Raw genomic sequence first — 23,880 nt, 5'->3', positions numbered from 1 at the left:
CAGTTGTGCTGGCGACAATAGCAAGAGTGAACCACCTGATCCCTTCCCGAACTCAGAAGTGAAACCTCTTAGCGCTGATGGTAGTGTGGGGTTACCCATGTGAGAGTAAGTCATCGCCAGCTCATTATTCAAAATCCCCCGAGCTTAAACAGCAGGGGGATTTTTTTATGCGAGGAATTTGTGTGCTTAATAAAGCAAAATAAAACTTATGTCTAATGAGAATAATATATAAAACTTTAATTATTAATAGGATTGTAGACTAATGTTCAATTCTTATTTTCTGTAAATTGTGTGAAAGTTGCACCATCTACTCCACTAGCAAAGTGTGGATGAAGAAGGCTCGAAATGAGGGTCTTCATTATGGGTTGCTATGGAAGTTCACTGAAACACAGACTCACAGGAGGTGAGGAATGACACATCAAACTATTAACGTAAATGATGTCATTGATCACGCAAAATTTAAACCATTTCATTTTAATGTAGTGGCATGGTGTCTACTGATCATTTTATTTGATGGTTATGATTTAGCCATTAATGGTGTGGTATTGCCTTTATTAATGGACGAGTGGGGCTTAAGTGCGGTGCAAGCCGGTATGCTGGCCAGTACTGCATTGGCAGGGATGATGTTCGGTGCCATGATTTTCGGCTCGCTGGCCGACAAAATTGGCCGTAAAAAAGTCATCATGATCTGTATTGTGTTATTCAGTGGTCTAACCTTCGCAGGTGGCTTTGCTTCTAATCCGACAGAATTCGGTATTTTACGCTTCCTGGCCGGTTTAGGGATTGGTGGGGTGATGCCTAACCTGGTGGCTTTAACCTCTGAATACGCGCCAAAGAACATGCGTAGTACGCTGGTGACCACCATGTTTAGTGGTTATGCAGTGGGTGGTGTGATGGCAGCATTATTGGGTGCCTGGTTAACCCCAAGCTTTGGCTGGGAAATCATGTTCTTTATTGCCGGTATTCCACTGTTGCTGTTGCCAATTATCTGGAAATTCCTGCCTGAATCGCTGATGTTTATTGTGAAAGAGAACAAGCAGGAACAGGCGCGTCCAATCATGGCCCGCTTGGCCCCAGAAGTGCAGATTAGCAATGAAACCAAATTTGAACTGCATCAGGTCGATGTGCCGGAAGCAGCCAACGTGGTAAGCCTGTTCAAACGTGGCCGTGCGTTAAACACCTTATTGTTCTGGTTAGCGTTCTTTACCTGCTTGCTGACCATGTACGCCTTAAGCAGCTGGTTGCCTAAACTGATGATGGCGGCAGGCTATTCAATGGACAATAGTCTGATGTTCATGATGGTGATGAACGTGGGTGCCGTGGTTGGTATTGTCGGCGGTGGTATTCTGGCTGACCGTTTCCATCTGAAACCGGTGTTGATGTTCCTGGGGATTATGGGCGCGATTGTGATGAGTCTGATGGGCTTCCAGTCAAACCAGTTCTTGCTGTACATCTTGGTATTCTTGGCGGGTGCAGCGTCAATCGGTTCACAAATGTTGCTGTATAGTTATGTGGCGCAATACTATCCACTGGCAGTACGTTCAACCGGAATTGGCTGGTCATCTGCAATTGGCCGTATGGGTGCGATTGTTGGACCAATCCTGATTGGTGGCTTACTCGGTATGAACCTGCCAGCACACTTCAACTTTATTGCTGTCGGTTTACCGGTATTGATTACCGCAATTGCCGTGGCGCTGATCATGAGTGAAGATGAAGCAGAACAGATTAAAGCAGGCAAAGCGGCGATTGCCAAAGCCTAATTGGTATTAAATGAAAAAAGCCTCCATAGATTGGGGGCTTTTTTATGGCATTAAGAAAACAAAAACCACAGATAAAAAGAAACCCCATCATCCTGACGGGGTTTCTTCGTATTTCGTGCTTTAGGTATAACTCCTGTCGTACCTCACGATCCTGGTGCGCAAACTAATTATTGTTGTTTTCCGTTTGGGAAACGTCCTGTTTCCTGATGAATTTAGAATACGAAAATTCTAGGTTTGCTCCTAGCCTCAATTGTCTTCATTCGGTGTAAGCTAAAACGGACAAAGTCCGGCAGGTTACGCAAGTGTTCTTGGTCAAAACTGGCTTTGGGCTACAATCAAAGTATTGTCTGTTCTGTTTTAGGAAATGTCATGGCAAAACTACAACAATATTTGACCTGGCCTGCGGCATTGCTCATCGCAGGATTAACCACCGGATGTAATGCCCAGACCGAGCCTGCCAATTCAGCGAAAGCCGCCCAAAGCAGTGAAACTAGCAAGACCAGCCAGTCTTATCAGCTGGAACGGGTGGCGCGCTTACAGGAACCGTGGGCGATGGCTGAGCTGCCCGATGGCCGCTTGTTAATTACTGAAAAGCGTGGACGACTCAAATTGTTTAACCCGAGCAATAAACTGCTGCTTGAGGTTAAAGGTGTCCCCAAAGTTGCCTATGGCGGGCAGGGCGGTTTGGGTGATGTCGCGCTGCATCCACAGTTTGCCCAGAATCGCGGGGTCTATTTAAGTTATGTGGAAGCCGGCACAGGCGGTTATGGCGCGGTGGTGGCGCGTGCCGAGCTGGATTTAAAAGATGCGGCTCAGCCACAATTGAAAAATGTACAGCAGATCTGGGGCCAAGTGCCGAAAATTCCAGGGCAGGGGCATTATGCTCACCGGCTGTTGTTTGATCAGGCCGGCTATTTGTGGGTCAGTTCGGGAGAGCGACAAAAGTTCGATCCGGCACAGGACCTGAACTCCAATTTAGGGAAAATTTTACGTTTAAATGCAGATGGTAGCGCTGCGCCAGATAATCCGTTCCGTGCTCAGGGCCAGATTGCGGCACAGGTATGGAGCCTGGGGCATCGGAATCCCTTAGGTATGGCATTTGACCCGGCGGGGCAGCTGTGGGTAATTGAGATGGGACCCAAAGGCGGAGATGAGCTGAACCGGATTGAAAAAGGCGCCAATTATGGCTATCCGATCGTGTCCAATGGCGATCATTATAGTGGTCAGCCAATTCCGGATCATGCGACCCGGCCAGAATTTAAAGCGCCAGAACTGGACTGGACCCCGGTTATTTCACCTTCGAGTTTAATCTTTTACCGTGGCGATCAGTTTCCACAGTGGAAAAATAAGGCCATTGCCGGAGGATTGTCGTCGCAGGCGATTATTGTGATTGATACCCAGGCTCAACCGGTACGTGAAGTACAACGGCTGGACATGAAACAGCGTATTCGCGGGGTGATTGAAGCGCGTGACGGTCATTTATGGGCCATTGAAGATGGCAAAGGCGCCAGCTTGCTGAAAATGACAGCCAAATAATGAATTCGTAGATAATAAAAAGCCCCGACGTCCTGTCGGGGCTTTTTAGATTCAGTTCTCAGATATCACTCCTGTTATATCTGTGCGTGCATCCTGCATGCGGCTTATGATTATTGTTTTATGCAACGAGACCTCCTGTCCCGGTATGGTTTTAATATACGTCAGGCGATCAGAACCAACCAGCCGCAAAACCCGACAAGTACTGTACGCTCAGGCGTACAACAGCGATTGATTTAAAATAGCGCATCATCTACAAGAACCAGAACATAAAGGACTGAAATAAAAGAAGCCCGAACATCCTGTCCGGGCTTCTCTGGATTCATTATTCCGGTATAACTCCTGTCGTACCGATCAGCATCCTGCTGTTGTTGCTTTTATTGTTATTGTTTTGATTTAAGAGACCTCCTGTCTCTGTATGTGGGTACTATAAAATGAAAGCGCTCTGCGCCCTAGTCGCAGTTCACCACAGCTGCTGTAAGAAAATGCTTACAGGGCTGCTGGCATTATGAGCTGACATATTGAATCAGCTTGTCGACTACCTGTTTCAGGGTCTTGTCATCAAATTCATTCGGTTCAAAGCTTTCGCTACGGTTACGGCTAAAAATATCGCGGATTTCCACCACTGCATTGCTGTCAATCAGTCCTAGCTGGGTGCCGACCTGACGGATCTGGTCAATCGAGCGTGATCCATTGGTGGCACCATAGCCGATATAAGCCGCCGGTTTGCCTTGCCACTCTTTGCCCAGATAATCCAGCGCATTTTTCAAGGCCGGGCTATAGCCATGGTTATATTCGGGGCTGATAAAAATAAAGGCATCGCCCTGGGCAATTTTGTCGGCCCATTCCTGTTGACGCGGCTGGTCATAAATACCGCTTAGCGGCGGATTCGGACCGGCAAACAGGGGGTAAATTCCATTCTTTTAAATCGACCAGCTCGGTCTGCACGGTACTAAAGTTATAGCTTTTAATGGCCTGCTGTACCCAGTGTGCGACTTTAATGGCGGTACGTCCCTCGCGTACACTGCCGACAATAATCTGAATATTCATGTTTTATCCTGTGTTGTTTTTGCTGTAGGGATCAAATTAACGTGAATTGCGTTAGCCTGAATAGAGTCAGTTTGTATCTGCCTCATGAAAATGGCATAAAAAAAAGCTCCCGAAGGAGCTTTTCAAAAATGTGGAACTTTTATTTCAGTTGAATGCCTTGCTGGCCCGCTGGGGTGACTTTAAAGATTTCCACTTCAAAGGTAATGTCTTTACCGGCCAGTGGATGGTTAAAGTCGACTTCAGTGATGTCATCATTGACCGATTTGACCACGCCATACAGGCTTTGTTTGGCCTTGTCTTCAAACTCGATCATGTGGCCTTCAACCGGACGCTGTTCAAACTTGACGGTGTCAAAGGTTTGGACATTTTCCGGGTTCCATGGACCAAAAGCTTCTTCGGGCGGCAGGCTGACGGTACGACGGTCGCCAGCACGCAAGCCAAACAGGGCTTTTTCAAAACCCGGTAACAGGCTGCCATCGCCCATCACCAGACTGACCGGTTCGGCACGGCTACGGGTATTGTCAATTTCCGGACCGCTTTCAATGGCCACAGAAAAGTGAAGTTCAACTTTAGAACCCGCTTCAATACGAGTGTCTTCGTTCGGATTGATAAATTCAGTCATGTTGCGCCTGCGCACGTTGAATACGGTGTTTTTCTAGGAAAAACGTATCAATAAGAAGCAAGATGGTGCCTAAGGTAATGGCACTATCTGCAATATTAAAGGCAGGGAAGTGGCTGTTGTTGTAGTAGACATGAATAAAGTCGACCACATAGCCCAAAGCGACCCGATCAATCAGGTTACCAATGGCCCCGCCCAGAATCAGGGCAATGGCCAGCGGTAATACCAGCATGTTCTTTGGCATACGCATTAGCCAGAACACAAAGATCATGGACACCAAACCTGCCAGTGAGGTGAAGAAATAGCGTTGCCAGCCACCCGCATCGGACAAGAAACTAAAGGCTGCGCCATAGTTATGCAGTAATGTCCAATTTAAAAAGGGCAGCACAGGCACCGGATCTGCATAATTCAGATGGGTGACTGCAATCCATTTGGTCCATTGATCCAGAATAATCGCCACAATAGACAGTCCGATCCACCACAAATTGTGCGGATAGAACTGGAATAAGCCCTTTTTCGGTTGTGGATTAGGCATATTTTCTCTCTTCGCCTTGGCCTGTCGGGAGGTTAATAATACAACGACCACATAAACCTGGATGTGCAGGATGTGTATTCACATCTGGCAGGACGTGCCAGCAGCGTACACATTTCTCGCCATCTGCGGCAGACACTTTCACGTTCAGACCGTCAAGATCAGAAGCTTCGCCTTGTGCGGCATCAAACTCATTCACAATCACCTGAGAGGTAATCAGGACAAAACGCAGTTCATCACCCAGTTTATCCAGCGCTGCTTTCAGCTCGGCATTGGCCCACAGCTCCACTTTGGCAGACAGGTTAGAACCGACAGTTTTTGCAGTACGCGCCGCTTCAATAAACTTGTTCACGGCAGATTTTACTGCAATTAAAGTCTGCCATTCGCTTTCAGCCAGCACGTTGGCTTCAGAGGCCACCGGCAGCTCATACCATTCAGCGGTGAATACATATTTTTCTGATTGCTCAGGAATCAGTGGCCACGCTTCTTGGGCAGTGAAGCTTAGGATTGGTGCCATCCAGCGAACAAAGGCTTGTACCAAGTGATACAGCGCAGTTTGCGCAGAATGACGCGCTTGCGAGTCCGCTTTGGTGGTGTACTGACGGTCTTTGATGATGTCGAGGTAGAAACCACCCAAGTCATTAATACAGAAGTTGGTCAAGGCGCTGGTGACGATATGGAAGTTCATATCTTCATAGGCTTTCTTGATGGTTTCTTGTACTTCAGACGCACGTTGCAGGATGTATTGATCCAGCGCAATCAGCTGATCCACCGGCAGGGCATCAGTCGATGGTTTAAAGCCATTTAAGTTGGCCAGCAAGAAACGCAGCGTGTTACGGATACGACGGTAACCGTCTGAGGCACGGCTAAAGATTTCTTTACCGGCGGTCATTTCATAGCGGTAATCCGCAGAGGCAATCCAGAAACGCAAGCCGTCTGCACCCATGTCTTTAATGATGTCTTGCGGGGTAATGATATTTCCGAGCGACTTCGACATTTTGCGGCCTTTTTCATCGACCACGAAACCATGCGTCAACAAGCCTTTGTATGGCGCACGTTCATTGATCGCAATCGAGGTCAGCAGTGAAGACTGGAACCAGCCACGGTGCTGATCCGAACCTTCAAGATACAGATCGGCCGGATCTTGCAGTTCTTCACGTTCACGCAGCACGGCATAGTGGGTTGTACCTGAGTCAAACCAGACGTCTAAGGTGTCACGTACGGCGTTGTAGTGTTCAGCATCATCACCAATGAAGTCTTTGGCTTCACGGTTATACCAGCCGTCAATGCCTTCCTGTTCAATCAGTTTAGCCACTTCTTCGATCAGTTCAGGGGTACGTGGATGCAGTTCGTTGGTGTCTTTATGCACGAAGAATGGAATTGGCACGCCCCACGTACGCTGACGCGAAATACACCAGTCCGGACGACCTTCAATCATTGCCTGAATCCGGTTTTTACCCCAATCTGGCACGAAGCTGATCTCGTTTTCAATTGCATTCAGGGCGCCTTGGCGTAAACCTTTGGCATCCATGCTGATAAACCATTGTGGTGTGGCACGGAAGATAATTGGAGTTTTATGACGCCAGCAGTGCGGATAGCTATGCTTGATTGGATGATGTGCCCACAATTTGTTGGCTTCGCCCAGCGCAGCAATAATTTGCGGATTGGCTTTATAAATATGTTCACCGGCAAAAATTGGCGCAGTCGGTAAATACACGCCATTGCCGCCCACCGGGTTGTCGACTTTCAGGTTGTATTGCAGGCCGACTTTATAGTCGTCTACACCGTGGCCCGGTGCAGTATGCACGGCACCTGTACCGCTGGCATCGGTGACGTGTTCACCCAGAATCACCGGCACTTGACGCTCAGTAATTAACGGATGTTGCAGCACCAGATTTTCCAGTTTGCTACCGGCAAACTCGGCCAGCACTTCAAATGAATTGAAGCCATAACGCTGGGTCGCAGATTCTACCAGTGTTTTTGCCAGAATAAAGTTTTGCTCGGCCTGTTCTTCACCGCGCGCCTTGACCAGTTGATATTCAAGTTCGGCATGTAATGCTACCGCCTGGTTGGCTGGCAGGGTCCATGGGGTGGTGGTCCAGATCACGATATCGGTTGAGTCTTTAACATCAACACCTAGACGTGCAGACAAATCAGCTAAGTCAACCACTGTAAAACCGACGTCAATCGCATCGGATTTTTTATCTTCATATTCAACTTCAGCTTCTGCCAGCGCTGAACCACAGTCCAGACACCAGTTCACTGGCTTCAGGCCTGGCTCGATATGACCGGCTTTGGCAATGGCACCCAGAGAACGGACAATATCTGCTTCCTGCTTGAAGTTCATGGTCAGGTATGGGTTGTTCCAGTCGCCGAACACGCCCATACGGATAAAGTCTTTTTTCTGCAGCTCAACCTGGGTGTAGGCATATTCACGGCAGGCTTTACGGAAGGTCGAAGCATCAACTTTGACGCCGACTTTGCCAACTTTTTCTTCAACTTTCAGTTCAATTGGAAGACCGTGACAGTCCCAGCCTGGCACATATGGCGCGTCAAAACCGTCCATGACACGGCTTTTAATGATGATGTCTTTCAGGACCTTGTTAACCGCGTGACCAAGGTGGATTTGACCATTGGCATACGGAGGGCCGTCATGAAGCACATATTTTTTCTTGCCGATACGCGATGCACGAATCTGCTGATAAATGTCATCGGCATACCACTCTTCTAACCATTTCGCTTCACGTACTGCGAGGTTTGCTTTCATTGCAAAGTCAGTACCTGGGAGGTTCAGTGTGGCTTTATAGTCCACTGCATTTTCAGGAGTTTGCTTATCGCTCATGCAAGTTGTCTTCCAATTTAATCAGCCATTTGACTGACACGTTTTACAGTAAAAATGTGAGTTATTCAAAAGGGAATTTTGGGGTGCTGCGGCGAAACTCAAGCAGTTTCTCCACATCATCATCAATTCCGGCTTTTAAGGCTTCAAGCGAAGGATAGTCCTTTTCGCCATGTAAATAGTTTAAGAACGTCACCCGCATTAACAGACCATACAGATTAGCAGAAACCTCGGGGAAATGTACTTCTAATCGCCATTCCGGATGGTCCTGTTTGATGGCTGGTCGGGTGCCGACATGACCGGCGCCAAACAGCGCGGTCGGGTCATAGCCGGCAATTCCCGGCTGGTTCGGATTCTCTGCCTGAACTTTGGCTTGTAAGGATTCAGTTTCACAGACCACTTCCACACCATAAATTCCGTTCAGGCAGGGTTTATGCCGGTTCAGACGGACATTAATGGTCGGAAAATCAATGGTCCGGCCAATCTGGTCGCCGTATTGTACCCGGCCGGTAATACTATACGGGCGCCCCAGCAATTTGGCGGCCAGCGCCAGATCACCGGCCTGCAAGGTCTGACGGATCCGGGTCGAGCTGACCCGTTCACCATCGGCCAGAATAGTGTTTAAGTTGGTGACCTGAAAGCCGTATTGCTGCAAAAACTCGCTATTGCCCTGACGGTTTTTGCCAAAATGGAAGTCATCGCCGAGCACCAGACTGTGGGCATTGAGTTTATATTTGAGTATGTCGGCAAAGGCTTCGGCGCTTAAGCTGCGGAAATAATTATCAAATTTGGCGACTGCAATATAGTCTACACCCAGCTCGGTTAAGTATTTGACTTTTTCTCTTAAGGAGCTGATGCGTGGCGGTGCTTCATAGCCTTTAAAAAATTCCAGCGGCTGTGGCTCGAAAATCATCACCAGGGTTTTCAGCTGCTGGGCTGCTGCCAGCTGTTTTAGCTGGGCAATCATGGCCTGATGTCCCAAATGCACGCCGTCAAAATTACCGATGGTAACGGCAGTTTTTTCCAGTTGAAAATCAGGCGCTAAAGCATTCAGACGGAGGAGCTGCATGGGCAAAGAATGACGTTATACATTAAGAAAGGCTATATATTGCCATATTCTCACACATTCGTCTTGTTGTTCTGTTTTTATGCAAAATTTTTCTTGCTCATTTTTGACCGGTGCCACAGCACTGGCGGGTTTTTATCAGGAGCGAATGAAAATGGAAACGCGTAGCCAGTACTGAAAAGCTGCATAGATATGAAAAAAAGTGGAGTCGTTGGAAGACCTGTCATTTCAGGGATAGCTTTTATTTTTCTGCCTTTTGCTTTCTAATGTGGCTCCCAGCAACTGCGGTAGAGAAGCAATAATGTCGGATCTGGCCTTAATTATGGCATTGCCGAGTGAATCCAAAGGTCTGTTTGAACAGGCTGGCATCGAGGTGCATTATAGTGGTATTGGCAAGATTAATGCTGCCTTTAAAGCCTTTGAGGTAATTCAGAAAACTGGCTGTAAAACCCTGTTAAATTTAGGTACGGCCGGCAGCTCCTATTTTAATGCGCATGAGCTGGTGGAAGTGACCCAGTTTGTACAGCGTGATATGGATGTATCGCCGTTGGGTTTTCAGGTCGGAGTGACGCCCATGGATGACGATCATCCGGCGGAAATTCATTTGCCGCAGCATTTTTCCCATTTACCGGCTGGTATTTGTGGCACCGGTGACAGCTTTGAAATTGGTACACCGAAAGTGGCTTGTAATCTGGTGGATATGGAAGGCTATGCGCTGGCCAAAGTCTGTAAAAAACTGGATGTACGGCTGATTTCCGTCAAATATATTACCGATGGCGCCAACGATACGGCACATCTGGACTGGGAAGAAAATCTGTTGCTGGGGGCGAAAAAATTATTGTCGTTATATCAGCAGAGTGGTTTTTAGTTCGGCGACCATAGCAAACTATGGTCGTATGCCAAAATCATGCTCAATCGTCGATTGATTCTGAGGGAGGTGCGGTATTCAGTTCTGGACGCGGCACAATACCATAAAGCATCAGATGCACGGTATGCTGGATAATGCGCTGCTGCATGCTGCGGTTGCGCAGGGTTTTGCCGGTGACCATTTCCATTTGCGTCGCGAAGTCTGCATAGTTCTGGGTCAGGGCCCAAATATTCAGAATCAGCAGTTCAGGGTCAATATCTTTGGAGATTTTGCCTTGTTCCTGCCAGTTGCTGATGACTTTGGCTTTACGCTTGACCAGTTTTTTCAGCGGACCTTTCAGGATTTCCAGAATATGCGGGGCACCCTGAATCACTTCCAGCGCAAACAGGCGTGAAGCTTTTGGCTGGGTGCGAGACACTTCAATCTTTTGCAATAAGTAGTTGGTGATCGCTTCTTCAGGTTCAAGCTCGGCTTCCAGCATTTGCAGTGGCGCCAGCCATTTCTGTAATACAGTGGTCAGCACTTCTACATATAACGCTTCTTTATTTTCATAGTAATAGAAAATATTCGACTTATGCATTTCTGCAATCTGAGCGATTTCATCTAAGCTCGCCCCATTAAAACCGTATAAGGAAAATACGTCGAGTGCTGCGTTCAGCAACTGATGTCGTTTTTGAGTACTCTTTTTTTTTTCCATTAGCAATTAAAAAACAATGAAAAGGGGGAATCACGAATTGTACGTCAAATCATCAGTTTTGTGCATCCTCGTCTATTGCAAATTATGATAAATGCAGCAGAATTTTGTAGATTAACTAATAATTTCCACAGGATTGTTAAATTTAAGCCCTATAAAGCACACTTTTTGAGTCTGGTAAAAAATATAACTGAAGGCTTGATTTCAAAGATTTTTTATTCTTTTATTTTAAATCAAAATATAAGACATAGTTTATAGAAATAATCCTGCATCTATTTGGGCCTATGTCACAAAAGTTTCATAAACCGAGATGAAGTTTTACCCTTAAATTGAGCCGGAATTTAAGGGTAAAGCTGCGGGGGCAGGCTCAGATCAAAATTAATCCTCATGTGGCCAAGACTGCATCTAGCACCTGCTGCTCCAGTTCGGCAAAGGCAATACTTTTTTGCCGCGGGCGCGGTAAATTGACCTGAAAGGTTTTGGCAATATGACCACGATCGAGCAGAATAATCCGGTCGGCCAGCTGTACCGCTTCACTGACATCATGGGTGACTAAAATGGCAGTAAAGCCCTGTTCGGTCCAGAGCCGTTCAATCAGCTTCTGCATTTCCAGACGGGTCAGGGCATCCAGTGCACCTAAAGGTTCATCCAGCAATAAAATCCGCGGTTGATGCGACAGGGCACGTACCAACGCGGTACGTTGTCGTTGACCGCCAGACAGTTGCGAGGGCCATAGCCCGGCTTTGTCTTTCAGACCGACTTTTTCCAGCAGGGCGCTGGCATGTGCGTACTGGTCTTTGCCCAGACCAAGCTGTACATTCTGCTCGATGCTGCGCCATGGCAGCAGACGCGGGTCCTGAAACATCACCCGGATATCATCCGAGGTAATGCCTTCGTGGATATGCCGTGCCGACTTAAATTTGATTTCGCCGTAGCTTGGTTTTTCCAGATCGGCAATTAAACGCAGCAGGGTGCTTTTGCCACAGCCACTGCGTCCGACAATGGCCAGAAATTCGCCCGGCTGAATATGCAGATCCAGGTCTTGCAGCACCTTCACCGAACCATAAAACTTGTGTAACTGTTCAATCAGGATTTCCGCACCTGCCACCGCCTGCGGCTGAATATCCGGATTGCTGCGCAGTTTCGGGCTGCTGTGCTCGGCATGCAAGCCAGCAATTAAATTACTCATCTTCGCTCACTCCTTATTTCTGGTAGCCGGCATGCCAGCGCAGTAAATAGCGTTCCAAAGCCACGGCCAGTACGTCGGCCAGTTTACCCAGCAGGGCATACAGCAGGATGCCAACCAGCACGATATCGGTCTGTAAAAACTCACGCGCGTTCATAGTCATATAGCCAATCCCGGACTGGGCGGAGATGGTTTCGGCGACAATTAGCAGCACCCAGACCAGACCTAAAGAAAAGCGCAGTCCAACCAGAATTGAAGGCATTGCACCCGGCAAGATAATTTCCTTATACAGTTGCCAGCGGCTCAGGCCGTAGCTTTTGCCCATTTCAATCAGCTGTGGATCGACCGAGCGAATGCCATGATAGGTATTAATGTAAATGGGAAAGAACACGCCAATCGCAACCAGAAATAATTTGGCTGTTTCATCAATCCCGAACCAGAGAATCACCAGCGGAATCAGCGCCAAAGCCGGAATATTACGAATCATCTGCAAGGTGGTATCCAGCAGGGTCGAGGCGGTTTTGGAGGAGCCATTTAACAGGCCAAGCAGCAGGCCCAAACCACCGCCAATCAACAAGCCGAGGAGGGCACGTCCGGCACTGACCTGAACGTGCTGCCACAGCTCGCCACTGACCAGTAAGCCCCAGAAGGCACTAACCACTGCCGTTGGTGCCGGTAAAATCCGGCTTTCCAGCAGGCCGGTACTTGAGGCCAGTTGCCAGAAAGCAATCAGTAATAATGGCACCAGCCAGGGCAGCACCCGCTGCCCAAATGATGTTCCACGTGAAACTTTGGCCTCTGCCAGCTGCTCCAGAGAAATGGTTTTACTCATCAGGCCGGCTCCTTCAGCTGTTTGCTCGCCTGGCTGTCTGCGGCGACATAGTTATTCGCAACAATTTCCCCAAAAGGACCGGTCAAATTCGGTTGTGCCAGTTTCTTGCGGGTTTCCAGCGGCAACAGCGGGAACACCAGTTCGGCAAAACGGATGGATTCTTCCAGATGCGGATAGCCGGAGAAAATAAAGGTGCTAATACCCAGGTCGGCATATTCCTGAATACGGGCCGCCACTGTTTCAGGGTCACCGACCAGTGCCGTACCGGCTCCACCACGTACCAGGCCTACGCCTGCCCAAAGATTTGGGGAGACTTCCAGTTTGCTGCGATCGCCATTGTGCAGTTCAGCCATACGGCGCTGACCGACGGAATCCATCGCTTTAAACTTGGCCTGTGCTGCGGCAATGGTGGCATCATCGACATACTGGATCAACGCGTTGGCTGCTTGCCAGGCTTCTTCATTGGTTTCACGTACAATCACATGCAGACGGATGCCATAGTTTAGACTGCGGCCTTTGGCCGCGGCTTTGGCACGTACCGTTTCAATTTTTTCTTTTACTGCTGCCGGCGGTTCGCCCCAGGTTAAATAGGTGTCGACCTGATCGGTGGCCAGCTCAATGGCTGCATCGGAAGAGCCACCAAACCAGAGCGGTGGATATGGTTGCTGGACTGGTGGATAGAGCAGCTTGGCTTCATCGACCTGTAAGCGTTCGCCGTGGAAGCTGAACGATTCACCTGTATGCGAGCGGGTTAAAATTTCACGCCAGATGGTGGTGTATTCCGCAGCCGTCTGATAACGCGTGGCATGATCTTCATAGACACCATCGCCTTTCAGTTCCTGTTCATCACCACCCGTGACCAGATTCAGCAATACCCGGCCGCCAGATAAACGGTCAAACGTCGCCGCCATACGCGCTGCTAAAGCCGGTGTGGTCACGCCTGGACGCAAGGCTACCAGAAATTTCAGGTTCTGGGTCGCATCAATTAAACTGGCTGCAGTAATCCACGGATCTTCGCAAGAACGGCCGGTTGGAATCAGCACACCTTCATAACCTAAATTGTCCACTGCCACCGCAATCTGTTTCATATAGGCATGATCGACCTGACGGCCACCTTTGCTGGTACCTAAATAACGGCTGTCACCATGGGTGGGAATAAACCAGAAAATTTTCATATTATCGTCCTTTATTTCAATGGGATTACTCGGTCATCAATCTGCAGTTGGAGCCGTCCAGACAATGGGCTGGACCTCAATCGGTTTTGGAATCAGCTTGAGCTGATAGAACTGGTCAGCAATTTTCTGCTGAGCCTGAATGACCGTCGGATTTAAGCTTTGAATCGGTGATGGTTTCAGGCGGCGGTCAAAGGCGTTTTTGGCGACCGCCGGGTCCAGGCCGGTATTTTTCTGATAAATTTCTAGGGCCTGAGACTGATGTTTAACAATCCACTGATCCGCGGCATTCAGGGCCGCCAGAAAGCCGGTGGTGGCCTGTGGATGTGCGGCAATAAATTTGGGATTGGCCACATAAAACGAATAGGTCTGGTCAAAATCACCGGTCTTGATCAGCGGGCGGGCCTGTCCATGCAGTTCAACCGCAGACAGGAACGGGTCCCAGATGGCCCAGGCATCAATCGACTGCTTGTCAAAGGCGGCACGTGCATCGGCCGGTGGCAGCCAGATTGGCTGAATATCTGACCAGTTCAAGTTGGCTTTGGCCAGCACTTTGGCCAGAAATTCATGGGCATTGGAGCCTTTTTGCAGGGCAATACGTTTGCCTTTTAAATCCTGCAGGGTCTGTATGGCACTTTGCTGCGGCACCACTAAGGCCAGCGAATGGTCGGCATAGACTTCATAGCCGACATAGTTCAGCTCCTTGCCAGCCGCCTGGGCAAAAATGGGCGGGGTATTCCCCACTGAACCATAATCGACTGCGCCAACGGCCAGGGCTTCCAGCATTTGGGGTCCGGCCGGAAATTCTTTCCATTCAATTTTGGCTCGTGGGAACTGCTGTTCCAGCAGTTTTTCATCACGTGCCACCAGTAAATTTAAGGAAGATTTCTGGTAGCCAATAGAAATGGTTTTCACCGCCTGTTCAGTTGAGTTGTTGTCTGTTACCGCCTTGTGGGCTTCCGGTTTCTGGCAGCCGCTGAGACCCAGTCCCAGCGTGGAAATGCCCAGCAGCGCCCAGGTTGTTAATTTACGCATCTTTTATTCCTCATTCTTGTTGTGTCGACTGCGTATTCAGCAGGGCCGCCTGAATCTGAATTTGCTGTGGAATCAGCTTTTGCTGATAAAAGGCATCAGCTACATATTGCTGTTCTTTGGCCACGTCACTAGAGATGGCCTGTACGCCAAAGCCCATACGGGAAATTGAAGTTTTTAAGACCTCGACATCCAGGCCGGTCGGTTTTTGCAGCAGTTGAGCCGCTTCATCCTGATGCTGGGCCACCCATTGCGTGGTGCTGTTCAAGCTTTGCACCACGGTGTCTAGAACCTGCGGATGCTGTTCGGCAAACTGACGATCCGCCAGATAGAACTGATGGTTGCTGACCAGATTTTCGCCGGTGGCAATGACCCGTGCGCCAATCTGGTGTTCGGCTGCGGCAAAGAACGGATCCCAGATCACCCAGGCATCCACCGAACCACGTTCAAAGGCTGCGCGGGCATCGGATGGGGGTAAATACACCACTTGAATATCGTGCAGGCTAAGCTGGTTGGCTGCTAACAGCTTCAGCAGCAGATAATGCACATTGGAGCCTTTGTTCAGAGCAATGCGTTTGCCTTTTAGATCCTGCACCGACTGAATGGCCGAATCTTTAGGCACAATTAAGGCCTCAGCTAGCGGCGCTTTAGGCTGGTTGGCCACATAGACCAGTTTGGAATTGGCTGCCTGCGCAAAAATGGGCGGTGCTTCGCCGGCTTCACCAAAGGCCACACTGCCGACATTTAAACCTTCCAATAATTGCGGACCGGCTGGAAATTCTACCCATTTCACCTGTACACCCTGGGCTTTTAGGGCCTGCTCCAGTTCACCGCGCTCTTTGACAATCGGTAAAATGCCGTATTTCTGGAAACCAATATTCAGGGTAATGTTGTCGGCGTCTTTGGGGCTGCTACAGGCAGTCATGAACATGGCACCCGCCACCACGGCAGATAAAATAGCGCTTTGAGTTGAAAAAATACGGCGTAGGCTGCTCATGAAAATACCTGCTCTCGGAAATTAAAAAAATTCAAAAGTGGAGAATGAGAGCTACCTTAAAGATTTTTCTTTTTCGAAAAAAATAACAAATCAGGAATTTCTAATCAGGAAAAAAGATAAATAAAGATGTGCAAATCTTATGCATAAATCTGATTTATAAAATAGATAATCTATTAAAAGCTTAAGTGTTAAATTGTTGTATTTAAAATATTTTTATTAAATTGAAGGCGCAGGAATAAGCTTATACTAATTCCTGCTAATACCAGATGCAGCACAATTGGGCCAGCTGCAGATAAGCATATGCCAAATTGAGCTAAAGCCGGCCTTGAACAGATCAGGTGAGTGACTTTTTACAGACCAGTGAATTACGCTGGTAGTTGTATAAGGCTTGGCGGGCATTGGGTAAGTCATCGACACTGGCCGGCTCAAAGCCCTGTTCCAGAAACCAGTGCGCAGTACGGGTGGTCAGAATAAATAGCTGCTGAATACCAAGGCTACGGGCTTTATCTTCCAGATAATGCAGAATCTGGCTGCCACGATTGGATTTACGATAGGCCGGATGTACCGCCACGCAGGCAATTTCCGCCGAGCGCAGTTCATTGTCGCTGACCGGTAGCGGATACAGCGCCGCACAGGCCAGAATGGTGCCATCACGTTCAATCACCGCAAACTGTTCAATTTCATTTTCCAGCCGTTCCCGCGAACGGTAAACCAGCACACCTTCTTCTTCCAGCGGGCGCAGCAGGCTGATGAGACCGCCGACATCCTGAATATTGGCGGTGCGCACTTCTTCATAATGCGCATCGGTAATCATGGTACCGGCACCATCGCGGGTAAACAGCTCTTCCAGTAGTGCGCCATCAGAGGCATAGGAAATCAGATGTACGCGATTGACGCCCTGAGTGGCAGCATCCTGTGCACCGCGTAAATGCAGGGCCATTTCCGGCTGGCTGGCCTGATACAGGCCAATATAATGACTGAGCTGGGATGGGCGGATTTCACGTTGCAGCTGACCCTGTTCATTCAGTAAACCCTGCTGTTTGCCCAAGAAAATCAGCTTGTCGGCTTGCAGGCGAATCGCGGTTTTGGTGGCGACTTCTTCAGCCAGTAAATTAAACACTTCGCCCGTCGTGGAATAGCCGGTCGGGCCGAGTACGACAATATTATGATTGTCCAGATGACGCTGAATGGCATCGGTATCGACACTGCGCACTTCGCCGGTCAGCTGGAAATCAACCCCATCACGAATACCATAGGGTTTGGCGGTAATAAAATTACCCGAGACCACATCAATGCGGGCGCCGTACATCGGCGAGTTGGCCAGTCCCATCGACAGCAGGGCTTCAATCTGCAGGCGAATTGAACCGACTGCATTCATGACACAGCTTAACGATTCGCGGGTGGTAATGCGCCGTTGCTGATGAAACGGGGTGTCGATCTGGCTGGCCTGTAAATTCTGGTTAATCTGCGGGCGGGCACCATGCACCAGCACCAGCCGGATACCCAGCGAATGCAGCAGGGCAATATCATGAATAATATGCTGGAAATTGTCATGCAGGACCGCTTCACCATCAAACATCAGCACAAAGGTTTTGTTGCGATGGGCATTGATATAAGGCGCAGAATGTCGAAACCAGTGCACATATTGCAAAGTTGTGCTGTGTGATGTTTCGGTAGAATTCAGGTGCATGCCGGTCTCAATCAAGCAAAAGTCTTATAGCGGATTCTAATCAAAAAATACCGGGGCGTAAGCTGAAAAAATAAAAAAACACCTGAACGGGGTGGTTCAGGTGTAAAGAGGGAAGGGAAAATGAGACGAAACCCTTAGCCCATAATGCGAATAATCCGGTTGGTACGTTCGTTGATCATCACGTAATCGCCATTAATTTTGTACCACTGCTGATAACGGCCGGTGTTTGGTAAACGACGCGCTTCGCGGTCACTGACTTTATAACGGGACTGGTCATAGGCACGCGGTAAGGTCTGGCCCACACGCCAGTCACGGCTTGGATTTACGCGCACAACCGGACGTTTATGATCACGGTCCCAACGGCTGTCCTGATGTTTGTAGTGGGTTGCCGCACGACGGTCATGATCACGATGATCAGGCGCAGCCATGGCTGTGGTGGCCATAAACGCACTTAAAGACAGGGCAATGGTGGTTAATACTTTTTTCATGACGCTCACCTTTGAGTCAAACTGTATATCTCTGGAATACCTTCAAATTAACCAGAAAGTTGAGATAAAGGATGAGAGCAATTGAGATGAATTGTGAAAATCATGAAGAAAAAGCGGAGAGTCTGAAAGCCCGACAGCATCTGCCCTACAGCCAAAATAGCAGCTTAAAGAATTGCCGATATAAAAAAGCCCAAACTAATGTTTGGGCAACCGAGGAGTGAGACTGAAACGGTTGGAGTGCAGCTTAGAAAGACAGGATTTTAAGAATACTGTGGGTATCGGCATTGACCAGAATATAGTCATTATTGACCTTATACCACTGCTGCTTGCGGTCCGGTTTAGGCAGGTTATGCTCTTTATATTCGACTTTGTAGCCATTGCCACGATAATGCTGCGGCATGACATAACCGGTTTGCCATTTATGCTGCTGTAAACGCTGATAGCCCCGTTCTTCACGCTGGCGGCGTTTTTCATAAACCTCTTTGGATTCACGATATTCACGATGTTTTTTGCCCTGACCGTGCTGACGTGACTGTTCATAGCCGCGTCCCGGATTGTCAAATTGAGGTGCAGCCGCAGTGATCCCGCTGGCCAGCAACGCACTGAAAGAGATCGCCATAACTGTCACTATCTTTTTCATGTGAAAAAACCTCGTTTATCGTCTTTTATTTCACTGTGTCTTACTGTACGAAAAAAATGCAGAGAAACTGTGAAGAAAGATCGTTAATTCTTTATCGAAAGCAGAGATATTTTGGATATTATGCTGGAAAAGTAACAGACGATGAAAGACTTATCTGTTGTCACGTGAACTGGTTATACAACATTGGGCGCAAAAAGCCTAGCCCGTATTGCCGGGATTCTGCCCGCAGTCAGTTCCATTGCTGGCTTAAGTCCTGCAAGGAGTCGATGGCATGGGCCAGACATTCGGCCTGCTGGCCATCTTCAAGTACAGCCAATAAGCTGGCGGGTAGTTGTAAGTGTTCAATGGAACGGATAATGTCATTTTTACGTTGCTGGTCGGCCATGTGCTGCTCCTTTAATTGATGTATTGCGGTTAAGTCGCAGTATAGGTTGGATGTTTTAATTTGAAAAACCGAATAATTTTATAAAAATGATTTAAAAATGCGATTTATGGTCTGGTAGTGTATAAAATTTAGCAGCGCATAAAAAAGGACCCGCAGGTCCTGGATTCAAGCATGTGCTTAGTAGGCATATTTCAGGTCGGTATAGTCGGTCAGTGACTTCTGGATATGCGCCTGAATAAATTCGCGTACATCTTCGGCGCTCATTGGCTGGCCCTGTTTGGTAATCACATGCTCGACCGGGGCTTGGCCATCGACCAGAATCCGGTAGACAAAGTTTTTATAGACGGCATAGTCCTCGGCCTGTTTATAAATACCGGTGATATAGCTGTAGTGATGTTCAAAGTTCAGATCGGTATGCGAAAAGATAAACTGGTCAAACAGTTTCAGGTTTTGCCCGGTCTCGAGTGCCTGTAGTTCATCGAGAATACTGGCTTCAAATTTCATGCCGTATTTTTCAGAAATGGCTTGACCATTAATCAATAAAGACACCATGCCATCTTCATGGGTCGTTACTGTGATATTGCTAAAGTCAGACATGGGCATCTCGGGATAATCAGAAACAGGGCTTTAGTATCGGCAAATTTTGCTAAAATTCAAGCCGACTTAAGCCCAAACCGGTATATTTACGCAAAGTGGGAGCAATTACAGCTTTATGGATGGGCATAAAAAAGGAAGCACAGGGCTTCCTTCATGGATACAGCAAGGGCATTAATCCTGCGCATCAATACTCTGGCCGTTCATGTGCAGACTGTCATCGCCCATTAAATATAAATAGGCTGGCATGATTGATTCCGGTGTCGGCAAGGTTTTCGGGTCTTCATCCGGATAGGCCTTGGCGCGCATGGCGGTGCGGGTCGCGCCCGGATTAATGCAGTTATAACGGATATTCGGATGTACATTTTCCTGGGCAAACAGTTTGCTGACCGCTTCAATGGCAATTTTAGACACCGAATAGGCGCCCCAACGCTCACGTACTTCACGACCGACGCCCGAACTGGCAAATACCACCGAAGCATGTGCCGATTTTTCCAGTAAAGGCAGCAGTTCCTGGGTCATAACAAAGGGTGCACGCAGGTTGACGGCCATCACATCATCCCAGACATCAGCCGGATAATGCACCAGTTCGGTCTGTTCACCCAGAATGCCGGCATTGTGCAAAATGCCATCCAGACGGCCAAACTGCTTGTCGAGCGTATCGACCAGCAATTCATAATCACGCGATGACGCACTGGACAGCTGGAGCGGAAGAATGGCTGGCTGCGGCGCGCCTAAACCTTCAATTTCATCATAGATGACTTCCAGTTTATTCAGGGTGCGACCATGCAGGACAACGGTTGCGCCGTGCAGTGCAAAGCTGATCGCGGCTGCACGTCCAATACCGTCGCCCGCACCTGTAATCAGGATCACGCGATCTTTGAGCAGATCAGGGCGAGGTTGATATTCTGAATATTTCATGATCGACCTCCGTTTTTTGCTGTAATTATGAAGTGATTGAATGTTGTTGTTGCTGTGACAGCATCTGGTGCAAGACCTGATGTAATTCTGTGACATTATTCACTATACAGTCTGCCTGCCAGGCTGTTAAGTCATCTTTGTGTTGTAAGGGTAAATAGCCATAAGCCGCCAGAATGGTGTACATGCTGGCATTGCGTCCGGCATCAATATCACGTGGATGATCGCCGACATAAATACACTGCTGCGGTTCCAGTCCCAGCTGTGCTGCGGCCAGATACATCGGTTCCGGATCGGGTTTGGTCTTGCTGACATCTTCCGGGCAGACCAGTACCGCACAGCGTTCGGTCAGGTTCAGGGCTTTTAACAGCGCTTCACTGAGCCAGCGTGGCTTGTTGGTGACAATACCCCAGGGAATTTGCTGCTGTTCCAGCTGCTCTAGCAGTGGATACATGCCTTCAAACAGGTCGGTTTCTACCGCAATATCGGCGCCGTAAAGGTCTAAAAAGCGCTGGCGATGGCCTAAAAAGACCGGGTCTTCCACTTCCAGCTCCGGATATACCAGCTTGACCATGGCGCGTGCGCCTTCAGAGACTTGGGTGCGAATCTGCTCGGCGGCGACAATGTCACAGCCTTTATCGCGGCACATGTCTTGAATAATACGGATAAAGTCGGCCGCGGTATCAATTAAGGTGCCGTCGAGGTCAAATAAAACCGCTTTCATTGGCCACCTTCATTCAGGGTATGCACCATATAGTTGACATCAACATTGGGCGCCAGCCAGTAGCGTTTGGTCAGTGGGTTATAGTGCAAACCGGTCATATCTTTCAGTTTCAGGCCGGCATTGCGAATATCGTGTGCCAGTTCGGACGGCTTGATAAATTTATGATAATCATGCGTGCCTTTGGCCAGCATACGCAGCACATATTCCGCGCCAATAATCGCAAATAAATAGGCTTTCGGATTACGGTTAATGGTCGAGAAGAACACATGGCCGCCCGGTTTGACCAGCTTCTGGCAGGCCTGAATAATTGAGGCCGGATCAGGTACATGCTCCAGCATTTCCATACAGGTCACCACATCGTACTGGCCAGCCTGTTCTTCAGCCAGTTGCTCGACCGGAATCTGGCGATATTGAATATTTTCGACGCCTTCCTGCTGGGCATGTAAACGTGCCACATTCAGCGGCGCCTCGCCCATATCAATTCCGAGTACATCGGCACCACGGCGTGCCATACTTTCCGAAAGAATGCCGCCGCCACAACCGACATCCAGCACTTTTTTGCCAGCCAGTCCGCCTGAATGTTCATCAATCCAGTTTAAACGGAGCGGGTTAATTTGATGCAAAGGGCGGAACTCAGAATGCTGATCCCACCATATAGCTGCGAATGCTTCAAATTTGGCAATTTCTTGCGGATCAACATTCAGTTGCGACATTGGTGTCACCTCAATCAAGTTATTATGATTTCAAAAAGTCTATGCTGTTTAGTGTAGCGTTTATTCTGGAAAAAGCGATAAAAGCCGTAAAAAAGTTCACAGAAGCAAAACGAAAACGGCATAATTGATTTATAGTGTTCGCATAAGCTAATCATAACGATTTATGAGGACAATAAGTTCAATGAAAAAGTTTCTTTTGGGTAGCCTTGCAACCGCAATGTTTGCAATTTCAGGTGGCGCATGGGCGGCCAATTTTGTTGAAGGCCAAGACTATCGCGTACTGGCCAATCCGGGCAAAGTCGATGTGCCGGGTAAAATTGAAGTCCGTGAATTCTTCTGGTATGGCTGTGGCCACTGCTTTACCTTGGAGCCGCATATGCAAGCCTGGCTGCGTAAGCTGCCAAAAGATGTGAACTTTGTGCGCACTCCGGCTGCCATGAACCAGGTCTGGGAAATGAATGCGCGCGGCTATTATGTGTCGGAAGCACTGGGCGTCCGTAAACGTACCCACTTGCCGTTATTCCATGCCATTCATGACAAAGGCCAGCAGATTTTTGACCAGAAATCCCAGGCCAAATTCTTTGTCAAATACGGTATTCCTGAAGCCAAGTTCAACAGCATGTTTAACTCTTTTGCGATTACCTCTAAAGTGGCACAGGCCAATAAACTGGCGCGCCAATACCAGTTGACCGGTGTGCCGGCAGTGGTGGTCAATGGTAAATATGTGGTGTCGGGCGATAACGGCAAAGTGATTCAGGTGGTGAACTACCTGGTCGATAAAGAACGTAAAGCCAAATAAAAGCCCAACATGATGTTAAAAACCCGCTGTTTAAAGCGGGTTTTTTAGTGCTGCGGTTTCAGGCATTGTGATGCTTGGGCGTTCCCAATGGCTAATACCACGAAACAGCAATTGCACCTGGATAATGGTCTGCTCGGTAAACTGTTGCTGCTGCTGGCTTAGGGCCTCACCTTCAAACTGGCGACTGAGGCCAATCCAGCTCATGGCCCAGTTAAAGGACAGGTTAATTAAAATATTGGCCAGTACTTTAAAATCTTCCGGGTGTTCAAAATGCTGTACGCTTTCGACCCGTTTCAGGTCGTTGGCAAAATCATCAATTAAAAACTCGATTTCCCGGGCAATGGCCTGACGCACCGTGGCCGAGCCGCCCCAACGCTCGGCAATTAAAAAAATCCATTGCTGCGGATGCTGATCCACCGCCTGAAAAAACAGTTCGACGCTGGTCCGGGTTTTGGCATTGGGCAGATATAAATAGGCCTGACCCAGCTGATGCAGAATGCTTTTTAAATGCAGCGCCACCTGATCGACCAGTTCTGCACCGAGTTCATCCATATCCTGAAAATGCCGGTAGAACGCCGTTGGCACCAGCCCGACATGGCGGGAAATCTCCCTTAAGCTGATGCTGCTAAAAGAGCGCTCGGCAGTACTTAAGGTCAGGGCCGCATCTAAAATGGCCTGACGACTTTGCTGCTTACGTTCTTCCCGAATCGACATGTCACATCCCTGATACTGTTTAAAAATTCATCTCT

23 protein-coding genes, 1 rRNA gene and 1 pseudogene are annotated in these 23,880 nt (G+C 48.5%); 5 read left to right on the top strand and 20 right to left on the bottom strand.

All coding sequences use genetic code 11. The features are described from left to right. Positions 1 to 7: 7 nt before the first annotated feature. The 3 genes from rrf to FTU69_RS04995 all read left to right on the top strand — a co-directional run bounded on the left by rrf (position 8) and on the right by FTU69_RS04995 (position 3,296). Positions 8 to 122: ribosomal RNA gene (rrf, locus tag FTU69_RS05005) — 5S ribosomal RNA — on the top strand. 288 nt (positions 123 to 410) lie between these two features. After that, a complete protein-coding gene (locus FTU69_RS05000; protein ID WP_016658670.1) occupies positions 411 to 1,760 on the top strand; it encodes an aromatic acid/H+ symport family MFS transporter in 1,350 nt (449 codons plus the stop codon). 369 nt (positions 1,761 to 2,129) lie between these two features. Then, positions 2,130 to 3,296: a PQQ-dependent sugar dehydrogenase gene (locus FTU69_RS04995; RefSeq protein ID WP_180103561.1), complete on the top strand. Its 1,167-nt coding sequence runs from the start codon at positions 2,130 to 2,132 to the stop codon at positions 3,294 to 3,296. A 503-nt stretch (positions 3,297 to 3,799) separates the two neighbouring features. Here the strand turns inward: FTU69_RS04995 and FTU69_RS04990 are convergent. The 5 genes and pseudogenes from FTU69_RS04990 to ribF all read right to left on the bottom strand — a co-directional run bounded on the left by FTU69_RS04990 (position 3,800) and on the right by ribF (position 9,402). Next, positions 3,800 to 4,343: pseudogene (locus tag FTU69_RS04990) on the bottom strand (NADPH-dependent FMN reductase). 139 nt (positions 4,344 to 4,482) lie between these two features. Then, positions 4,483 to 4,965, bottom strand: a complete 483-nt coding sequence (locus FTU69_RS04985; RefSeq protein ID WP_005181033.1) for a peptidylprolyl isomerase — start codon at positions 4,963 to 4,965, stop codon at positions 4,483 to 4,485. Further along, positions 4,958 to 5,497: a signal peptidase II gene (gene lspA, locus FTU69_RS04980; protein ID WP_163140763.1), complete on the bottom strand. Its 540-nt coding sequence runs from the start codon at positions 5,495 to 5,497 to the stop codon at positions 4,958 to 4,960. Before lspA ends, FTU69_RS04985 begins: the two co-directional genes overlap by 8 nt. Next, the gene (gene ileS, locus FTU69_RS04975; protein WP_163140766.1) at positions 5,490 to 8,336 is read right to left on the bottom strand and encodes an isoleucine--tRNA ligase; all 2,847 of its coding nucleotides are present in this window, start codon (positions 8,334 to 8,336) and stop codon (positions 5,490 to 5,492) included. The genes lspA and ileS overlap by 8 nt, the downstream gene beginning before the upstream one ends. A 61-nt stretch (positions 8,337 to 8,397) precedes the next feature. Further along, entirely contained in the window at positions 8,398 to 9,402 is a 1,005-nt protein-coding gene (ribF, locus tag FTU69_RS04970; RefSeq protein WP_180088886.1) for a riboflavin biosynthesis protein RibF, read from the bottom strand. Positions 9,403 to 9,700: 298 nt separating this feature from the next. Here ribF and FTU69_RS04965 point away from each other — a divergent pair, with 298 nt between their 5' ends. After that, on the top strand, positions 9,701 to 10,267 hold the full coding sequence (locus FTU69_RS04965) for a 5'-nucleosidase (protein WP_218946408.1): 567 nt from the start codon (positions 9,701 to 9,703) through the stop codon (positions 10,265 to 10,267). A 43-nt stretch (positions 10,268 to 10,310) separates the two neighbouring features. Here FTU69_RS04965 and FTU69_RS04960 read toward each other — a convergent pair whose 3' ends face one another. From FTU69_RS04960 to ubiG, 14 genes are all read right to left on the bottom strand, one after another. Next, positions 10,311 to 10,964: a TetR family transcriptional regulator C-terminal domain-containing protein gene (locus FTU69_RS04960; protein WP_180103560.1), complete on the bottom strand. Its 654-nt coding sequence runs from the start codon at positions 10,962 to 10,964 to the stop codon at positions 10,311 to 10,313. 382 nt (positions 10,965 to 11,346) lie between these two features. Further along, entirely contained in the window at positions 11,347 to 12,150 is an 804-nt protein-coding gene (locus FTU69_RS04955; protein WP_180088842.1) for an ABC transporter ATP-binding protein, read from the bottom strand. A 13-nt stretch (positions 12,151 to 12,163) separates the two neighbouring features. Next, a complete protein-coding gene (gene ssuC, locus FTU69_RS04950) occupies positions 12,164 to 12,979 on the bottom strand; it encodes an aliphatic sulfonate ABC transporter permease SsuC (RefSeq protein ID WP_160240810.1) in 816 nt (271 codons plus the stop codon). Continuing rightward, positions 12,979 to 14,154, bottom strand: a complete 1,176-nt coding sequence (gene ssuD / locus FTU69_RS04945; protein ID WP_168383880.1) for an FMNH2-dependent alkanesulfonate monooxygenase — start codon at positions 14,152 to 14,154, stop codon at positions 12,979 to 12,981. Before ssuD ends, ssuC begins: the two co-directional genes overlap by 1 nt. A 36-nt stretch (positions 14,155 to 14,190) precedes the next feature. Further along, positions 14,191 to 15,186 carry an aliphatic sulfonate ABC transporter substrate-binding protein gene (locus tag FTU69_RS04940; RefSeq protein ID WP_180088840.1) on the bottom strand — a complete coding sequence of 332 codons (996 nt, stop codon included), beginning with the start codon at positions 15,184 to 15,186 and terminating at the stop codon, positions 14,191 to 14,193. Between the two features lie 10 nt (positions 15,187 to 15,196). After that, positions 15,197 to 16,180: a sulfonate ABC transporter substrate-binding protein gene (locus FTU69_RS04935; RefSeq protein WP_005180991.1), complete on the bottom strand. Its 984-nt coding sequence runs from the start codon at positions 16,178 to 16,180 to the stop codon at positions 15,197 to 15,199. A 334-nt stretch (positions 16,181 to 16,514) separates the two neighbouring features. Continuing rightward, complete coding sequence (argA, locus tag FTU69_RS04930) at positions 16,515 to 17,870, bottom strand: amino-acid N-acetyltransferase (RefSeq protein WP_104498700.1); 1,356 nt, start codon at positions 17,868 to 17,870, stop codon at positions 16,515 to 16,517. A 134-nt stretch (positions 17,871 to 18,004) separates the two neighbouring features. Further along, the gene (locus tag FTU69_RS04925) at positions 18,005 to 18,358 is read right to left on the bottom strand and encodes an RcnB family protein (RefSeq protein WP_005180985.1); all 354 of its coding nucleotides are present in this window, start codon (positions 18,356 to 18,358) and stop codon (positions 18,005 to 18,007) included. Between the two features lie 244 nt (positions 18,359 to 18,602). Next, a complete protein-coding gene (locus FTU69_RS04920) occupies positions 18,603 to 18,998 on the bottom strand; it encodes an RcnB family protein (protein WP_005180983.1) in 396 nt (131 codons plus the stop codon). A 229-nt stretch (positions 18,999 to 19,227) separates the two neighbouring features. Then, entirely contained in the window at positions 19,228 to 19,383 is a 156-nt protein-coding gene (locus tag FTU69_RS04915; protein WP_005180980.1) for a hypothetical protein, read from the bottom strand. Between the two features lie 177 nt (positions 19,384 to 19,560). Beyond that, positions 19,561 to 19,980: a hypothetical protein gene (locus FTU69_RS04910; protein ID WP_005180979.1), complete on the bottom strand. Its 420-nt coding sequence runs from the start codon at positions 19,978 to 19,980 to the stop codon at positions 19,561 to 19,563. 171 nt (positions 19,981 to 20,151) lie between these two features. Further along, positions 20,152 to 20,898, bottom strand: a complete 747-nt coding sequence (locus tag FTU69_RS04905; RefSeq protein WP_180103559.1) for a YciK family oxidoreductase — start codon at positions 20,896 to 20,898, stop codon at positions 20,152 to 20,154. 25 nt (positions 20,899 to 20,923) lie between these two features. After that, positions 20,924 to 21,619, bottom strand: a complete 696-nt coding sequence (locus FTU69_RS04900) for an HAD family hydrolase (RefSeq protein ID WP_075167943.1) — start codon at positions 21,617 to 21,619, stop codon at positions 20,924 to 20,926. Next, positions 21,616 to 22,332: a bifunctional 2-polyprenyl-6-hydroxyphenol methylase/3-demethylubiquinol 3-O-methyltransferase UbiG gene (gene ubiG / locus FTU69_RS04895; RefSeq protein WP_016658684.1), complete on the bottom strand. Its 717-nt coding sequence runs from the start codon at positions 22,330 to 22,332 to the stop codon at positions 21,616 to 21,618. Before ubiG ends, FTU69_RS04900 begins: the two co-directional genes overlap by 4 nt. Before the next feature lie 181 nt (positions 22,333 to 22,513). On the opposite strand from ubiG, the gene FTU69_RS04890 reads away from it, so the two are divergent. Continuing rightward, complete coding sequence (locus FTU69_RS04890; protein WP_016658685.1) at positions 22,514 to 23,131, top strand: thiol:disulfide interchange protein DsbA/DsbL; 618 nt, start codon at positions 22,514 to 22,516, stop codon at positions 23,129 to 23,131. A gap of 30 nt (positions 23,132 to 23,161) precedes the next feature. Here FTU69_RS04890 and FTU69_RS04885 read toward each other — a convergent pair whose 3' ends face one another. Further along, positions 23,162 to 23,845 (bottom strand): TetR family transcriptional regulator, encoded by a 684-nt coding sequence (locus tag FTU69_RS04885; protein ID WP_045796571.1) that lies wholly within the window; start codon positions 23,843 to 23,845, stop codon positions 23,162 to 23,164. Positions 23,846 to 23,880: the final 35 nt, after the last annotated feature.

Source organism: Acinetobacter sp. YH12134, from assembly GCF_013418555.1.
Classification (GTDB): Bacteria; Pseudomonadota; Gammaproteobacteria; order Pseudomonadales; family Moraxellaceae; genus Acinetobacter; species Acinetobacter indicus.
The sequence above is the reverse complement of the archived record's forward strand: the minus strand, read 5'-3'. Positions and strand labels throughout refer to the sequence as shown.

Coding starts and splice junctions, on each gene's coding strand:
- ileS (WP_163140766.1), bottom strand. CDS start 8,336: ATGAGCGATAAGCAAACTCCTGAAAATGCAGTGGACTATAAAGCCACA.
- ubiG (WP_016658684.1), bottom strand. CDS start 22,332: ATGTCGCAACTGAATGTTGATCCGCAAGAAATTGCCAAATTTGAAGCA.
- ssuD (WP_168383880.1), bottom strand. CDS start 14,154: ATGAAAATTTTCTGGTTTATTCCCACCCATGGTGACAGCCGTTATTTA.
- FTU69_RS04985 (WP_005181033.1), bottom strand. CDS start 4,965: ATGACTGAATTTATCAATCCGAACGAAGACACTCGTATTGAAGCGGGT.
- FTU69_RS04955 (WP_180088842.1), bottom strand. CDS start 12,150: ATGAGTAATTTAATTGCTGGCTTGCATGCCGAGCACAGCAGCCCGAAA.
- FTU69_RS04925 (WP_005180985.1), bottom strand. CDS start 18,358: ATGAAAAAAGTATTAACCACCATTGCCCTGTCTTTAAGTGCGTTTATG.
- argA (WP_104498700.1), bottom strand. CDS start 17,870: ATGCACCTGAATTCTACCGAAACATCACACAGCACAACTTTGCAATAT.
- FTU69_RS04920 (WP_005180983.1), bottom strand. CDS start 18,998: ATGAAAAAGATAGTGACAGTTATGGCGATCTCTTTCAGTGCGTTGCTG.
- FTU69_RS04965 (WP_218946408.1), top strand. CDS start 9,701: ATGTCGGATCTGGCCTTAATTATGGCATTGCCGAGTGAATCCAAAGGT.
- FTU69_RS04960 (WP_180103560.1), bottom strand. CDS start 10,964: ATGGAAAAAAAAAAGAGTACTCAAAAACGACATCAGTTGCTGAACGCA.
- FTU69_RS05000 (WP_016658670.1), top strand. CDS start 411: ATGACACATCAAACTATTAACGTAAATGATGTCATTGATCACGCAAAA.
- ribF (WP_180088886.1), bottom strand. CDS start 9,402: ATGCAGCTCCTCCGTCTGAATGCTTTAGCGCCTGATTTTCAACTGGAA.
- FTU69_RS04940 (WP_180088840.1), bottom strand. CDS start 15,186: ATGCGTAAATTAACAACCTGGGCGCTGCTGGGCATTTCCACGCTGGGA.
- FTU69_RS04910 (WP_005180979.1), bottom strand. CDS start 19,980: ATGTCTGACTTTAGCAATATCACAGTAACGACCCATGAAGATGGCATG.
- ssuC (WP_160240810.1), bottom strand. CDS start 12,979: ATGAGTAAAACCATTTCTCTGGAGCAGCTGGCAGAGGCCAAAGTTTCA.
- FTU69_RS04995 (WP_180103561.1), top strand. CDS start 2,130: ATGGCAAAACTACAACAATATTTGACCTGGCCTGCGGCATTGCTCATC.
- FTU69_RS04890 (WP_016658685.1), top strand. CDS start 22,514: ATGAAAAAGTTTCTTTTGGGTAGCCTTGCAACCGCAATGTTTGCAATT.
- FTU69_RS04935 (WP_005180991.1), bottom strand. CDS start 16,180: ATGAGCAGCCTACGCCGTATTTTTTCAACTCAAAGCGCTATTTTATCT.
- lspA (WP_163140763.1), bottom strand. CDS start 5,497: ATGCCTAATCCACAACCGAAAAAGGGCTTATTCCAGTTCTATCCGCAC.
- FTU69_RS04915 (WP_005180980.1), bottom strand. CDS start 19,383: ATGGCCGACCAGCAACGTAAAAATGACATTATCCGTTCCATTGAACAC.
- FTU69_RS04885 (WP_045796571.1), bottom strand. CDS start 23,845: ATGTCGATTCGGGAAGAACGTAAGCAGCAAAGTCGTCAGGCCATTTTA.
- FTU69_RS04905 (WP_180103559.1), bottom strand. CDS start 20,898: ATGAAATATTCAGAATATCAACCTCGCCCTGATCTGCTCAAAGATCGC.
- FTU69_RS04900 (WP_075167943.1), bottom strand. CDS start 21,619: ATGAAAGCGGTTTTATTTGACCTCGACGGCACCTTAATTGATACCGCG.